This window comes from Planktotalea sp. (assembly GCF_039984035.1).
In the GTDB taxonomy this organism is placed as follows: Bacteria; Pseudomonadota; Alphaproteobacteria; order Rhodobacterales; family Rhodobacteraceae; genus Planktotalea.
Genome location: NZ_JBDWVM010000426.1, coordinates 1 through 14,179 on the forward strand (window position 1 = coordinate 1; position 14,179 = coordinate 14,179).

The window sequence follows — 14,179 nt, forward strand, 5'->3', positions numbered from 1 at the left end:
AGTTCAGCCAATTGTTCAGGCGCTGTGTACCAAAGCCCATTGGGCGCGCCGTTGTGATAGCCGGGCCAGCGCATGCGCGCCGAGAACCCTTGTATCGACCCATCGGCGACCGCCTTGATCCGCCCAAGGCGCAAACGATCAGTCGCACGTGCCTTGAGGCCAACAACCTTATCAACCGTTTCCTTCGCCGTTGCGCCCATGAAGAATTGTAGGGGAACGACGCGGGCTGGGTAGTCAGGCTCGCCTGTTACTTTAAGCATGGCTTCGACGCCGTCTTCATCGAGACGCGCTGCAAGATCAGTGATCGTCGTCACACCCGTTCGCACGCAAAGTTTGGCAAAATCGCGTAAGCCTTGTTCGTCGCTGTCGGTAAGCGAGCGGTTAAAGCCGACATGCACGCCAACGGGTGTCATCGTGTCAGGCCCGTATAATTCTCCCGTGGGCAGACCATCTTCGCCCAAAGGGATTCCATTGTGATTAATGCCCGTTTTGAGCAATCCACCAAGTTCGAGCGCCTTTGTGTTCACGTTCAAAATATGGCCCGAGGCGTGTAAAACGCCAATGGGGCGGGTGGTTGACACCTTGTCCAAATCCGCGCGGCTGACGCGGGTGTTGTCCATGTAAATCGGATCAAGGGACCAACCGGACAGCGGCGTGTCTGGATCGTCGAGCTTTGCCTCGGCCTCGCTCAAGCGATCCAAGATGGCATCGATTGTTTGCACGCCGCTCCAAACCTTGCCGTCGGGATCGGCGCGATCAAAATACCCGCAATAGACATAACGCCAAAGCGTGCCTTCCATCGTGTGGGCGTGGCCTTCGACAAGCCCCGGCATAAGGATTTTGTCCTTAAACCGCTCATCTAAAGTGTAATCGCCCCATGTGGCGAGTTCTGCCAGATCACCCGCCCCCAAAATGCGCCCGTCGCGGATCGCAACATGGCTCACGCTTGGCCGATTGGCGTTCATTGTGATGATTTTGCGAGCGCTGAAAATGGTGGTGTCGGTCATCTGTCGATTCCTTTTGGCAGCAAACGGGCGGGCGTACATTGTGATTGAATAGGACGGTACGGCGCTTTCTTTGATGGGAAAAATAGTTTTTACTGCTGATTAACTGCTATTTAATGATGGAAGTTGCGAGATGAATTTCACACTCAAACAATTGCGCTATGTCGAGGCCACGGGACGTCTGGGCTCGATCGCAAATGCCGCGACAGAGCTAAATATCTCGCAATCCTCGATCACGGCCGCGATCAGCGCGTTGGAAAATCAACTGGGGTTTGATCTCTTTGTGCGCACGCCTGCCAAGGGGATCAGCGTTACGCCGGCGGGCTTCGAAGTGCTGCGTTTGATCCGTGGCTTCACCATCCAAAGCCGCCATTTCGAAACGGAAATGATGTCCGTCGGCGGTGATGCAAAAGGGGCTGTGCGTGTGTCCTGTTATGCGACTGCTGCGCCTTCGTTCCTTCCCCCGATCCTAAAGAGCTTCAAAGCGAAATATCCAAGTACCTCCGTCACCTTGTTGGAAGGGAACATGGAAGCAACAATCGCCTATTTGGCCAGCGGCGAAGCGGAACTGGCCTTTACCTATGACGAAATGGCAGGCCCTGAGCATGATTTCACACCGCTTTTTGGCGCACCGCCCTACGCGTTGGTCGCAATCGATGACCCGCTGGCGCAGGGCACATCCGTCAGCTTGCGCGACTTGGCGGAGCGACCCATGATCATGTTGGACCTTCCGCGTACCAAGGAATACTTCAACATGATGTTCGACTCCTTGGGCCTAAAACCTAACGTCGCGCACACCACCCGATCAGCGGAAATTGTGCGGGCTTTGGTCGCTGCGGGTCATGGGTATTCGCTGCTCAATATTTGTCCACCGGATTATCGCCACAACGACACTCGCTTTCGCGCGCTGCCTATAGTCGACCGCCTTCATGTGCCGACGTTTGGTATCGTGACGCTGGCTGGGGTCACGCAACCCAACATTGTTCAATATTTCATCGATCAATGCGTTGAACTGAAGGTGGGCGGGGCCTTTGATGATATCATTGTTCAGTAAATAAAGGCTTCCCGCACAAAATGATGCAAAGGACCATATTAAAACTGTTTTGTGCGTTAAAAGGGCTGGTCTAGGCTTTTCTCATAAAAAGACCAAAAAAATCTGACTTATTAGGGAGAAGCTAAATGAAGAGACTCGTCAAATCTTTGGCGATGGCAACTGCGCTGACCGCGTCATTTGCTACGTTTTCGCAAGCCGAAGAACCTAAGAAGGGTGGTACACTGATCACCGTTTTGGGTTCTAACGTTCGTAATCTTAACTCCGCAGTTCAATCGGGTATCGTAACCGGTTTTCCTGGGGCGCAATTGTTCGCGTCGCCTCTGCGCTATGATGAAAACTGGGACCCACAGCCGTATCTGGCGAAGTCTTGGGACATTTCTGATGACGGTTTGACGGTGACTTTGAACCTCGTGGACAATGCAAAATTCCACGATGGCACGCCGCTCACGTCAGAGGATGTGGCGTTTTCCGTAGAGGTTATCAAAGCAAATCACCCGTTCAAATCCATGTTCGCGCCTGTCGAGAGCGTCGACACACCCGATGCGCACACGGCGGTTCTGAACCTGTCCAAGCCGCATCCTGCCTTGATGCTGGCAATGTCGGGACAGTTGATGTCGATCATCCCCAAGCACATCTATGGCGATGGCGAAATCACAGACGTCAAAACCCATGCGCGCAATAATGAGAATGTTGTTGGCTCTGGTCCGTTCAAACTGACTGAATTCAAGAACGGCGAACATGTGATCCTTGAGCGCTTCGATGACTTCTTCATCGAGGGTCGTCCATACCTTGATAAAGTCGTGATGCGTATCATCACCGATCCTGCGGCGCGCGCGATTGCCTATGAAAATGGTGAACTGCACATGGGCGCGTTTGAATCGCTGCCACGTATCATTAACCGTCTTAAGAAGGTGGATAGCCTGACAGTGACGCCAGATGGCTATGGCGCGATTGGCCCGATTGATTGGCTCGCGATGAACACAACCAAAGGCCCATTGGCTGATGTGCGTGTGCGCAAGGCGATTGCCTATGCGGTTGATAAGAATTTCATCCACAAGGCGCTGATGCAGGGCACGGCCAATGACAGTACATCTGGCATTCACCCCGATAGCCCATTTTATGTGGCGCAAGAAGGGTATGATGTGGACCTCGAAAAATCCGCAGCATTGCTGGATGAAGCGGGCTTCCCCGTCAAAGACGGCTCTCGGATGTCGCTGACCATCGACTTTGGCTGGCCGGGCGTGAAGCCGCAGGTTGAGTATGTCAAAGCGGCGCTGAAGAAGGTCGATATCGACGTTGAAGTGCGCGCCTCTGCTGACTTCCCAACGTGGGCCAAGAAAATGGGCACGATGGACTTTGATATGTCTTGGGACACTGTGTTCAACTGGGGTGACCCTGTAATCGGTGTGCACCGCACCTATGACAGTACCAACATCGCAAAGGGTGTCTGGTCCAACACGCAAGGTTATTCCAACGCGCGTGTGGATGAGTTGATGGCGATGGCTGCGGTTGAAGGCGACGATGCAAAGCGCAAGGCGCTCTATGCAGAGTTCCAGCAAATCATCGCGGATGAGCTGCCTGTCTATCACACCAACACATTGCCCTATCACACTGTCTATAATGACAAAGTGGGCAATCCACCGCTTGGTATTTGGGGCACATCGACGCCGATCGATATGACTTACCTCAAAGAGTAAAACCTTTCGTGCGGCGCGCTGCCTTTGGTGTGCCGCACATCCTCGCAAGCAGATAGCAAGCAAGAAGAGATCCAATTCGTGGCGATCCTCCAAACTTTCCTTATGCGCGCCGTTTATGCAGTGATCCTTTTGATGGCTGTTCTGGTGCTCAATTTTTCGATGATGCATCTGGCCCCGGGCGATGTGGCTGACACAATCAGCCAATCTATGGGCGGCGCGGATCAGGAAATTTTGGATCAAATTCGGGCTGACTATGGCCTTGATCAACCTTTTATTGTGCAGCTGGGGCGTTACATGGGCAACGTGCTGCGCTTTGATCTGGGGTACTCGTTTTTCTACAATACACCGGTTACTGAGCTAATCTTGCAGCGATTGCCTGCAACATTACTTTTGGTGTTCACCGCACAAATTCTCGCGTTACTCATTGGGGTCTTGCTCGGCGTAATCTCAGCGCGCAAACCCAATGGCATAATGAGCCACTTTGTGACGATCCTTGCGCTCTTCGGCTATTCAGCGCCTGTCTTCTGGACGGGTATTTTGCTGCTCATCGGGTTCTCGTTGAAAATTCAAATATTCCCAGTGGCGGGGATGCAGGATGTGACAATCGATGGGGGCTTTTGGGTACATCTCGTCGATATCGCGCGCCATTTGGTTCTGCCTGTGATCACGCTCGGTTCGATCTTCCTTGCGCTCTATTCACGTCTGGCGCGGGCGACAATGATGGAAGTGCTCGGCTCTGATTATGTGCGCACGGCCAAGGCCAAAGGGCTAACCGAACGCGAAGTCGTCTACAAACACGCGCTCAAGAATTCGCTCTCGCCCGTCATCACCCTCGCTGGTTTGCAGTTCTCTGCTGTGATCTCTGGTGCGGTTCTGGTCGAGGCGGTCTTTAGTTGGCCCGGCCTTGGCACACTGGCGTTCCAATCGATCATCGCGCGGGACACGCCGACGATCCTTGGCATCCTGTTTTTCTCTGCCCTCGTGGTGATTGTTGGCAACCTTTTAACTGACCTCGCGCTGCGATTGGTCGATCCACGCGTAAGGGGCAAAGGATGAGTACCACACCGCCGATCCTCCCTCAGCAAGAGGCCCCGCAAGCGCGCCATCCTATGGCCGAAGCGTGGGAGATGTTCCGCCGTAACCATGCGGCCATGGTGGCGCTGGTCGTGCTGATTGCGATCATTATCACCGCGATTATTGGACCTTATATCTACCCGACCGATCCGTTCGATATGGTCTGGGCCCCGTTTTCACCGCCCGGTGTGGATGGGTTCTTGCTCGGCACCGACTATTTAGGCCGTGATCTTATGGCTGCGCTCATTCACGGCGCGCGCGTGTCTATTGTGATTGGCGTTGCTGCGGCCTTCATGTCGGTGTTCATCGGCGTTTCCGTAGGAGCGCTCGCTGGTTTCTATCGCGGCTGGGTTGAAGAAGTGTTGATGCGCATCACCGAGTTCTTCCAAGTGCTGCCAACCTTGCTGTTTTCCATGGTCATCGTCGCGCTCTTTGGCGCCTCGCTGCCGATGATCACTTTTGCCATCGGTATCGTCAGCTGGACCGCCGTTGCGCGGATCACCCGATCCGAATTCCTGCGCATTCGTGAGCTAGAGTACGTCACCGCTTCGCGTGCATCCGGCGCAAAGAACGGCACGCTTATGTTCAAGATTATCCTACCCAACGCCCTGCCGCCGATCATCGTGCAGGCGGCGCTTATGGTTGGCTCCGCCATTCTGTTTGAGGCTGGGCTGTCCTTTCTCGGCCTCACGGACCCCAATGTCGTCTCTTGGGGGCAGGTGATCGGCTCGAACCGTCAATACATCTTGGATGCCAGTTATACCGTCACCATTCCGGGCATGGCGATCTTTGTCACCGTTCTGGCCATTTCATTGGTGGGTGATGGTTTGAACGATGCTCTTAATCCGAAGTTGAGACAGCGATGAGCCAGCCTGTTTTGAAAGTCGAAAACCTGCGCATTGAACTGGCGCTGCGGGGTAGCATTGCGCCTGTGATTGATGATCTGTCTTTTGAACTTGGGGCAGGGGAAAGCATTAGCTTCGTTGGTGAATCCGGCTGCGGTAAGTCGATGACGGCGCTGGGCATTATGGGGCTTTTGCCAGACAAGGTTGGCCGTATCGCGTCTGGGTCTATCCAATTCGATGGGGAAGAGCTGACCACCGCCAGCGAAAAACGTTTGCGCAACATTCGCGGCAACGACATTTCGATGATCTTTCAGGAGCCCATGACCTCGCTCAATCCTGTCTACACGGTGGGTGAGCAGATCGCCGAAGTCCTGCGCGCGCATCGCGGCTTGAGCAAGGCAGCCGCTTGGAACAGCGCGATTGAATTGCTTGATGCGGTGCGCATTCCGAATGCGAAACGCCGTGTGTCTGATTATCCGTTCCAAATGTCCGGCGGGCAACGCCAGCGCGTTATGATCGCGATGGCTCTTGCATGCGAGCCGAAAATTCTGATCGCGGACGAACCGACAACGGCACTGGATGTGACGGTGCAGGCGCAAATTTTTGACCTGTTGAATGATTTGAAACGGCAGACGGGCACAGCGATCATCCTGATCACCCATGACATGGGCGCGGTGGCTGAAATGGCCGAACGCATGATCGTTATGTATGCGGGCCGCAATGCGGAGCAGGGCGGCGTTGAGCAGATCATCGATCACCCGCGCCACCCTTATACGAAGGGGCTGATTTCTTGCGTGCCGCATATTATGGCGACGCTTTCGGAAGAACGTCATGACCTGACCGAGGTCGCGGGGATTGTTCCGCCGCTGCGCGAATTCGGGCAGGATCGCTGCCTCTTTGCGTCGCGCTGTTCGATGGTTTCGCAGCAATGTTTGGAAAAACGCCCGCCGGAGATTGATTTCAAGGGCGGTCAAAAATCGGTCTGTTGGCATGCGGAGGCTTTGAAATGAGCGCTTCAAACGACACGCCGTTGCTCAATGTCAAAGACTTGACCGTGCGGTTTGCGGTCAAAAAGGGCGGGATATTTGCCAAGGCTAAGCACCTTTATGCGGTCGATGATATTTCCTTTCAGATCAAACGCGGTGAAACGCTGGCGATTGTCGGCGAAAGCGGATCGGGTAAGACGACAGCGGCGCTCGCCGTTGCGCGTTTGGTGCAGGCCTATAAAGGGCAGGTGGAGCTGGATGGAACAGATTTCAACGCGCTTGAGGATGAGGCCTTGCGCCTTGCTCGCGCCAAGGTTCAGTTCATTTTCCAAGATCCGTATTCTAGCCTGAACCCTCGCGTGCGCGTCGAGAAGATCGTGCGTGAGCCATTGGACAACCTTGAAACTGTTCCAGAGGGTGAGCGGCAAGCGATTATCGACAAGCTTTTTGAAGCTGTCGGCCTGCATCCCGAGCAGCAACGCCTGTTTCCGCATCAATTTTCGGGCGGTCAACGTCAACGTATCGGCATCGCGCGCGCGCTTGCAACGCAGCCTGATTTGATCATCTGCGACGAACCTGTGTCGGCCTTGGATGTGGCTGTACAGGCGCAAATTCTTAACCTTCTGCGCAAGTTGCAGGCTGAATTTGGACTGACTTTCCTGTTCATCAGCCACGATTTAGGCGTGGTTCAGCACATGTGTGACAGCATCGCGGTCATGTATATGGGCAAGATCGTTGAATATGCAGATCGCATGTCGTTGTTTAACAGCCCGAAACATCCTTACACGCAGGCGCTGTTGTCTGCCGTGCCATCGGTTGACAAGAAACGGCGTGCAAAAACCAAACGCATATTGATCCCCGGTGATCCACCCGATCCACTTGATTTGCCCAAAGGCTGCCGCTTTGCCAATCGATGCCCGATTGCACAGGATCGTTGCCTGACTGAGCAACCCAGTTTGGATGCGATTTCAGATCAACATCAGGTCGCCTGCCATTTCGTGGAACCCTAGTGCCTAGGCTCAGGACCCATTAATCCTGAGCCTAGATTGACGGCTCTACATCTGCGAGATGTTTGGGGAGGAATTCAACAAATGCGCGAACCGCCGGAGAAAATCCGCGATAGGGCTGATACACGATGTTGAAATCAACCGATGGGCCTGTGTAGGCGGGTAATACGCGCTGCAATTCGCCAGTTTTTTCGTATTTCTTAGCCATCCAAACGGGCAACAATGCGATGCCGAGACCGGCGAGGGTCATTTTCAAAAGCGCTTCATGATCCTTTACGGCGAGGCGCGGTTCTACCTTTACTTTGATTTCCTCTAACCCGCGCCACAACTGCAGCATCAAGGGGCCAGCGGATATCTGGCTTGTGAGATAGGCGTGTTTGGCAAGATCACGTGGCGTGCTCAAGCTGTCGATCTCTTTCAAGAAATCGGGCGTCGCATAAAGCAGTTGCGTGGACGATCCTAAGGGGACGGCCATAAGCGAGTCATCCTCGATCGTGCCTTTGCGCACGGCAACATCAATACGTTCTTCGGCAAGGTCCACCTTGCGGCTGGTGATCGTCAAGTTGAGTCGAATATCAGGATGCTGGCGTAAAAAGATCGGCAAAAGCGGGAGAATCGATGCGCGCCCCAGCGTTTCTGGCAAGCTGAGGTTCAACGTTCCGCTTGGGACTGATTGCATCAGTTTGACGGCCGCGTCCGCTTCCTCCGCGTTGGAAACCAGCTGCGCGCAGTAATCATAATAGAGACGGCCGCTCTCTGTCAGCTTGGTGCTGCGTGTCGTGCGGGTCATCAGTTTGATCGCTAAGCGTTTTTCCAATGCAGCAATGCGACGGCTGACGCTGGATTTAGACATATTCAATGCGTCGGCGGCTTTGGAAAACCCGTCATGGTCGACGACGGCCGCGAAAATGGCCATGTCTGAAAGAAGCTCTGTATCTATCATTGTTCCTCAGGTGGGATAAAAAACCCAAAATTGCTATATTGTCTTTTACAGGGAATGCCGTAAGCTGACAACCTGTCATCGCAAGTGAGGAGGCGATTGCAAGGATTGTCGAGCGCTTTCTGGTCTCGACAACCAACAATTGGGAGGAAAGAAGAATATGAAATTTTCATTTGATCGTTTGAAGGCCTACGTGTCCGCCGCCGCAATTGGTGTCGCTGCATTTGCCGCGCCTGCGAGCGCGCAAGACATGCCATGTTCCACCGCGCAGCTGATTGTCCCTTGGGGGCCAGGTGGCGGTACAAGCGTAATTTTTGGTATTTTTGAACAGGCCATCCAGAACTCGGATGCCCCTGTGAAAATTAAGGTTGTGACAATGCCGGGTCAGGGCGGTGGTCTTGGCGCGAAAGAAGCGCATGCCGCGAAACCTGATGGCTGCACATTGTTTGCGATCCACCAGCATTTGCCAGTGAACTACATCAACGGTGTCACGGACTTTAACTGGGACGGGTTTGAACCGGTCGCGATGTTGACGGACACGCCAGAAATCATCGGCGCGGGTGGTCACACGGATTACACCGATCTGGAAAGCATGCTGGCAGATGCCAAAGCCAACCCCGGCAAGATCCCGACGGGTGTTTCAATGGGCGCAACGAGCCACTTCTTGTGGATCATCCTTGGCTCTAAAACAGGCGCTGACTTTGCCTATGTTCCATTCCAAGGCGGAACAGCAGGGCGCATCACGGGTCTTTTGAACGGCTCCATCGATCTGGGCGGTATCAACATGGCCGCAGCGCGTACACAGCGCGGTGAGGGTGAAGGCAAATTGAAAGCTCTCGCAATCGCAGCAGACGAGCGCAGCGATCTGATCCCAGAAGTTCCAACGTTGAAAGAACTTGGCGTTGATATGACGTTCTCGCTGACACGCGGTGTGATGTTGCCAAAAGGCACACCGCCAGAAATCGTCAACTACTGGGCTGAAGTCTTCAAAGGCCCGACAGAGGACGAAACATTCGTGGCAGAGCAAGCGGCGAAAGGGACATCCGTTGTCTACCTTGGACCAGAAGACTACCGCGGATGGTGGGAAGAAACCTCTGCTGCCTTCGTCGATGCGGCGAAAGAGCTGAAAATGGGTCGTTTCCAGTAACCACCTAATCAAGGGTCGGGGCGCCAAGGGGTGTCCCGACCCTGCACTTTCTTTTGATATGTCTGCGCATTGCTGTCACGGAAGGCTTCCATGAAATTCAATCAAGATACGATAACCGCGCTTTGCCTTTTGGTGGTGTGCGGTGTGGTCTTTGCGGATACGTTTCGCATGGATCCTGCAATGTTCGGGCAAATGCCTGCAACGCTTTGGCCGCGCATGATCCTCGCGCCTTTGGCCTTGCTTTCGGTTTTGCTGCTGGTGAATGCACAGCGCGCCGAGGCAGGGGATACGCCGTGCAAATCGCTCTCTGAATGGTTCAGCTATTACAAGAACCCAATCGTATGTTTCTTTTTGTTTTTCCTATTCCTGATCACGATGCCGATCATGGGAATGCTGCTAGGCGGGCTGGCCTATGTATTCTTGACGCTCAGTTTTCTGGGCGGTTGGTCGCGCGCTAAACTTATTCAACATGCCCTCGTTACGCTAATTTGCGTGGTCGGCATGTGGCTCATCTTTACTCAAGCCCTGGGTGTTTTCCTACCCGAAGGCATTTTGCTGAGAGTGTATTAAGCCCATGGAACTCTTTGGTAATATCGCTCTCGCAGCACCTGAACTCTTTACCCTAACCACCATGGCATTGATGATGCTGGGTACGCTCGTCGGCTTGCTCGCTGGCGCAATTCCCGGATTTACAATCGCGATGGCGGTGGTGTTGGTGCTGCCGTTCACTTTCGCCATGTCGCCCGTGCAGGGCCTCGCCACGATGATCGCGGTCTATGTCGGCGGCCTATCTGGCGGTTTGATGTCAGGTATTCTGACAGGCATCCCCGGCACGCCATCCTCCGTTGCGACCACCTTCGATGGATATCCAATGGCGAAATCTGGCAGACCCGGTTTGGCATTGGGCATCGGGGTTTGGTCGTCCTTCTTTGGCGGCATCATTGCCTCCATCGTTCTGATGCTTATCGCGCCGCAATTGGCGCAGATTGGGCTTGAGTTCCAACCCGTCGATTTCTTTGCCCTTGTCATCTTTGCTTTGACCGTCACGGCGAGCCTTGCTGGGGACCAAATGCTCAAAGGCCTGATTGGCGGCTTGCTCGGCCTGCTCATTGCAACAATCGGTAGTGATGTCGTCTTTGGTCTTCCGCGGTTCACCTTTGGGATTGATCAAGCGACACGTGGCTTTGCCTTCTTGCCTGTTCTGGTCGGTCTGTTCGCCTTCAGCCGTTTGCTTAATGATGTACGCGACCCGTCAAGCGCGGGTCAAAAGCTGGGCGGGGATGCGCAAACCACCGTAGTCCATATCGACTACATCCATTCGGCGAAAGTCGTTCTGAAACGCTATGTGAATGTGATCCGCTCATCGCTTCTTGGTGTTTTCGTCGGCGTGCTGCCAGCAGCAGGCAGCACGATTTCCAACATTCTTGCCTATGACCAAGCCAAGAAATCATCAAAAGAACCTGAAGAATTCGGCAAAGGTGCTGTTGATGGTATCATCGCACCTGAAGCAGCCAACAATGCGACAGCGGGCGGCGCTTTGATCGTGATGATGGCGCTTGGTTTGCCCGGCGATATCATGACGGCGATCATGTTGGGTGCGCTTTTGGTGCACGATGTGATCCCAAGCCCGTCGTTTATTTCGGACGAGCCGACGATTGCCTATTCCATCTTCCTTGCGTTCTTTGTGGCGAATTTCATGATGCTGGGTTTGCAATCACTAACGCTACGCGGCTTCGTACTGGTGACAAAGGTTAAGATGTACATGCTCACTGCCGTGATCTTGTTCTATTGCGCGCTCGGTATCTTTGCGCTGAACAACATCGGCTATGACATGTGGACGCTGTTCATCTTTGGGGTGCTGGGCTTCATTATGCGGGCGCTCGGGTTTCCAATCGTACCTATCGTATTGGGCGTTGTTCTGGGCCAGATCGCTGAAACGCGCCTCAGCCAAGTCTTTGCGCGCGGAGATGGTTTGGACATCTTCCTGACACGCCCATGGGCGTTGTTCTTTATCCTGCTCAGCGTCTTTTCGATTGCCTTCCCAAGCTATCAAAAATTGCGCGGTATCGCGGATTGGACCCGTTATTTTGTACCCTTGCTGATGATTGTACTGGCGCTGCCTGTCTTCATGATGCCAGGGATCATTCGACCGATCATCGCCGTCGTCATGGCGCTCACGGGGATCGTACAAATTTTCATGATTGTCAGAGCGCCGAAAGCGGCGGGCTGAACCACAAGACGTAAACAGGAGTTTTACAATGGACCTCGGATTAAAGGGCAAAACAGCGCTCATCATGGGGGGCTCGCAGGGGCTTGGCCTCGCTATTGCAGAGCGTTTAGCCGCAGAGGGCGCCGATTTGATCCTATCGTCGCGCCGCGCTGAAACACTGGAAGAGGTGGCGGCCAGCTTGCGCGCGGAGCACGGCGTGACAGTGCGCACTAATGCGCTTGATTTGACGGATACCGCGGCAGTGACAGAGTTTTGCGCGCGCGTGCGCGACGAATACAAGCCTGATATTTTGCTCAACAACGCAGGTGGACCGCCACCATCCCCAGCGCTTGGTGTGTCGCAGGAAACATGGGCTGCTTCCGCGCAAAGCCTGTTGTTTAGCCTAATCCAAGTGACCGAGGCGGCAGTTGAAGGCATGCGCGCGCGCAAGTGGGGGCGTATCGTTGCGATTGGCTCCTCGGGCGTTATTCAACCCATTCCAAACCTTGCGGTCTCCAACACCATTCGCGGCGCGATGGCTGGTTTTTGCAAAACGCTCGCGGCAGAAGTTGCCGGTGATGGCGTGACTGTGAACATGATTTTGCCGGGTAAGATCGACACAATGCGCGTGGGGCAGCTGGACACGGCGCGCGCCAAACGCGAAGGTAAGACCTTGGAAGAAGTGCGTACTCAAATCGCCGCGTCGCTCCCCGCCAAGCGTTATGGTCAGCCAGAAGAGTTTGCCAATGTTGCGGCCTTCTTGATGAGCGTGCCTGCGGGTTATGTCACAGGACAGATGACGCGTGTCGATGGCGGCATGATCGCAAGTATTTAAGATTAGGAAAGGTTTCCAAATGGCGCAGCCAAAGCCACGTCCGGGTGGACATATTCTCGCGGATCAGCTCAAAATTCTGGGTGCAGAGGCCGTTTTCTGCGTACCCGGTGAGAGCTTTCTCGGCCTGCTGGATGGATTGCATGACCACAAGGATGCGATCCAGACTATCGTTTGCCGTCAGGAAGGGGCCGCCGCCAATATGGCGGACGCCTATGCTAAAATGACCGGCAAACCCGGAATTTGCGCTGTGACGCGCGGACCTGGGGCGACAAATGCGTCTAACGGGATTCATACGGCCTTTCAGGACAGCACGCCGATGATTGTTCTGATCGGGCAAGTGGGACGTTCGATGATGGACCGTGAGGCGTTCCAAGAAATGGATTACCGCCGTGTCTTTGGCGAAATGGCGAAATGGGTGGCGGAAATCAACGACGCAGCCCGCATCCCAGAATACCTATCGCGCGCATGGAAAACGGCCCTGTCTGGACGACCTGGGCCTGTGGTTTTGGCCCTGCCAGAGGATATGTTGTCCGAGATCGCCGAAGTTGCAGATGTTGCGCCGACACCGACGCCAACGCCAGCGCCGCTACCCGAAAACATCAGCGAGTTAGAGGCGCGCCTGTCCAAAGCTGAAAAACCGCTCTTATTGGTTGGTGGACCGGGGTGGAGCGCGGACATCGCTGAGAAAACGATGGCGTTCGCCGAACGCACAGGATTGCCTGTCGCGTCGAGTTTCCGATGTCAGGACTATGTCGACAATGACCACCCGAACTATGTCGGCGTTCTTGGCATCGCGCCTTTGCCCAACTTGCGCAAACGGATCGCGGAAGAGGTTGATTTGTTGATCGTTGTTGGCTCGCGCTTGGGGGAAATGACCACTCAAGGTTATTCTTTGATCAATATTCCTGATCCGCAGATGGACTTTGTCCATATCCACCCGGGCGCTGAAGATTTGGGGCATGTTTATAACCCCACGTTGTCGATCCAATCCAGCGCTGGTGCGTTTTTTGATGCGGTCCAAGCGATAGCTAATGGTGATGGACGAACCCGCTGGGGCGCGTGGGTTTCTGAGCAACGTGCCGATTACGAGGCCTTCTTGAAACCAACCGAAGTACCCGGTGATCTTAACATGGGCGCGGTCGTTGCGCACATTACTGAGGTGATGCCAAAGGACACGGTGCTGACCAATGGCGCTGGTAATTACACGGTTTGGCCACATCGCTTTCACCGTCACCGCGCGTATAGAACGCAACTCGCGCCAACGAGCGGCTCGATGGGCTATGGCGTTCCAGCAGCGGTCGCGTCCAAAGTCGCATCACCAGATCAGCCTGTAATTAGCTTTTCTGGCGATGGCTGCTTTATGATGTGCGCACAGGAAATG

The 14,179-nt window shown here is 54.4% G+C and carries 13 protein-coding genes; 11 read left to right on the plus strand and 2 right to left on the minus strand.

Annotation, left to right across the window (positions count from 1 at the left end; genetic code table 11):
* A partial coding sequence (locus ABJQ89_RS18680) for an amidohydrolase family protein (RefSeq protein WP_348497664.1) occupies positions 1–1,007 on the minus strand: 1,007 nt, incomplete at its 3' end.
* A gap of 130 nt (positions 1,008–1,137) precedes the next feature.
* Here ABJQ89_RS18680 and ABJQ89_RS18685 point away from each other — a divergent pair.
* The 6 genes from ABJQ89_RS18685 to ABJQ89_RS18710 all read left to right on the plus strand — a co-directional run bounded on the left by ABJQ89_RS18685 (position 1,138) and on the right by ABJQ89_RS18710 (position 7,670).
* Positions 1,138–2,058, plus strand: a complete 921-nt coding sequence (locus ABJQ89_RS18685; protein ID WP_348497665.1) for a LysR family transcriptional regulator — start codon at positions 1,138–1,140, stop codon at positions 2,056–2,058.
* A gap of 125 nt (positions 2,059–2,183) precedes the next feature.
* A complete protein-coding gene (locus tag ABJQ89_RS18690; RefSeq protein WP_348497666.1) occupies positions 2,184–3,755 on the plus strand; it encodes an ABC transporter substrate-binding protein in 1,572 nt (523 codons plus the stop codon).
* A gap of 78 nt (positions 3,756–3,833) precedes the next feature.
* Positions 3,834–4,811 carry an ABC transporter permease gene (locus ABJQ89_RS18695; RefSeq protein WP_348497667.1) on the plus strand — a complete coding sequence of 326 codons (978 nt, stop codon included), beginning with the start codon at positions 3,834–3,836 and terminating at the stop codon, positions 4,809–4,811.
* Positions 4,808–5,695: an ABC transporter permease gene (locus ABJQ89_RS18700; RefSeq protein ID WP_348497668.1), complete on the plus strand. Its 888-nt coding sequence runs from the start codon at positions 4,808–4,810 to the stop codon at positions 5,693–5,695. The genes ABJQ89_RS18695 and ABJQ89_RS18700 overlap by 4 nt, the downstream gene beginning before the upstream one ends.
* Positions 5,692–6,684 (plus strand): ABC transporter ATP-binding protein, encoded by a 993-nt coding sequence (locus ABJQ89_RS18705; protein ID WP_348497669.1) that lies wholly within the window; start codon positions 5,692–5,694, stop codon positions 6,682–6,684. The genes ABJQ89_RS18700 and ABJQ89_RS18705 overlap by 4 nt, the downstream gene beginning before the upstream one ends.
* Positions 6,681–7,670 carry an ABC transporter ATP-binding protein gene (locus ABJQ89_RS18710; protein WP_348497670.1) on the plus strand — a complete coding sequence of 330 codons (990 nt, stop codon included), beginning with the start codon at positions 6,681–6,683 and terminating at the stop codon, positions 7,668–7,670. Before ABJQ89_RS18705 ends, ABJQ89_RS18710 begins: the two co-directional genes overlap by 4 nt.
* Before the next feature lie 31 nt (positions 7,671–7,701).
* On the opposite strand, the gene ABJQ89_RS18715 is transcribed toward ABJQ89_RS18710, so the two are convergent.
* The gene (locus ABJQ89_RS18715) at positions 7,702–8,610 is read right to left on the minus strand and encodes a LysR substrate-binding domain-containing protein (RefSeq protein ID WP_348497671.1); all 909 of its coding nucleotides are present in this window, start codon (positions 8,608–8,610) and stop codon (positions 7,702–7,704) included.
* Positions 8,611–8,767: 157 nt separating this feature from the next.
* On the opposite strand from ABJQ89_RS18715, the gene ABJQ89_RS18720 reads away from it, so the two are divergent.
* From ABJQ89_RS18720 to ABJQ89_RS18740, 5 genes are all read left to right on the plus strand, one after another.
* Complete coding sequence (locus tag ABJQ89_RS18720; protein ID WP_348497672.1) at positions 8,768–9,754, plus strand: tripartite tricarboxylate transporter substrate binding protein; 987 nt, start codon at positions 8,768–8,770, stop codon at positions 9,752–9,754.
* Between the two features lie 90 nt (positions 9,755–9,844).
* Positions 9,845–10,324 (plus strand): tripartite tricarboxylate transporter TctB family protein, encoded by a 480-nt coding sequence (locus tag ABJQ89_RS18725; protein ID WP_348497673.1) that lies wholly within the window; start codon positions 9,845–9,847, stop codon positions 10,322–10,324.
* Positions 10,325–10,328: 4 nt separating this feature from the next.
* Positions 10,329–11,984: a tripartite tricarboxylate transporter permease gene (locus ABJQ89_RS18730; protein WP_348497674.1), complete on the plus strand. Its 1,656-nt coding sequence runs from the start codon at positions 10,329–10,331 to the stop codon at positions 11,982–11,984.
* A gap of 28 nt (positions 11,985–12,012) precedes the next feature.
* The gene (locus ABJQ89_RS18735) at positions 12,013–12,798 is read left to right on the plus strand and encodes an SDR family oxidoreductase (protein WP_348497675.1); all 786 of its coding nucleotides are present in this window, start codon (positions 12,013–12,015) and stop codon (positions 12,796–12,798) included.
* A gap of 19 nt (positions 12,799–12,817) precedes the next feature.
* A partial coding sequence (locus ABJQ89_RS18740) for a thiamine pyrophosphate-binding protein (RefSeq protein WP_348497676.1) occupies positions 12,818–14,179 on the plus strand: 1,362 nt, incomplete at its 3' end.

Excerpts from the sequence above, each read along its gene's own strand:
- ABJQ89_RS18685 (WP_348497665.1), top strand. The coding sequence starts at position 1,138 with ATGAATTTCACACTCAAACAATTGCGCTATGTCGAGGCCACGGGACGT.
- ABJQ89_RS18690 (WP_348497666.1), top strand. The coding sequence starts at position 2,184 with ATGAAGAGACTCGTCAAATCTTTGGCGATGGCAACTGCGCTGACCGCG.
- ABJQ89_RS18700 (WP_348497668.1), top strand. The coding sequence starts at position 4,808 with ATGAGTACCACACCGCCGATCCTCCCTCAGCAAGAGGCCCCGCAAGCG.
- ABJQ89_RS18705 (WP_348497669.1), top strand. The coding sequence starts at position 5,692 with ATGAGCCAGCCTGTTTTGAAAGTCGAAAACCTGCGCATTGAACTGGCG.
- ABJQ89_RS18710 (WP_348497670.1), top strand. The coding sequence starts at position 6,681 with ATGAGCGCTTCAAACGACACGCCGTTGCTCAATGTCAAAGACTTGACC.
- ABJQ89_RS18715 (WP_348497671.1), bottom strand. The coding sequence starts at position 8,610 with ATGATAGATACAGAGCTTCTTTCAGACATGGCCATTTTCGCGGCCGTC.
- ABJQ89_RS18720 (WP_348497672.1), top strand. The coding sequence starts at position 8,768 with ATGAAATTTTCATTTGATCGTTTGAAGGCCTACGTGTCCGCCGCCGCA.
- ABJQ89_RS18725 (WP_348497673.1), top strand. The coding sequence starts at position 9,845 with ATGAAATTCAATCAAGATACGATAACCGCGCTTTGCCTTTTGGTGGTG.
- ABJQ89_RS18730 (WP_348497674.1), top strand. The coding sequence starts at position 10,329 with ATGGAACTCTTTGGTAATATCGCTCTCGCAGCACCTGAACTCTTTACC.
- ABJQ89_RS18735 (WP_348497675.1), top strand. The coding sequence starts at position 12,013 with ATGGACCTCGGATTAAAGGGCAAAACAGCGCTCATCATGGGGGGCTCG.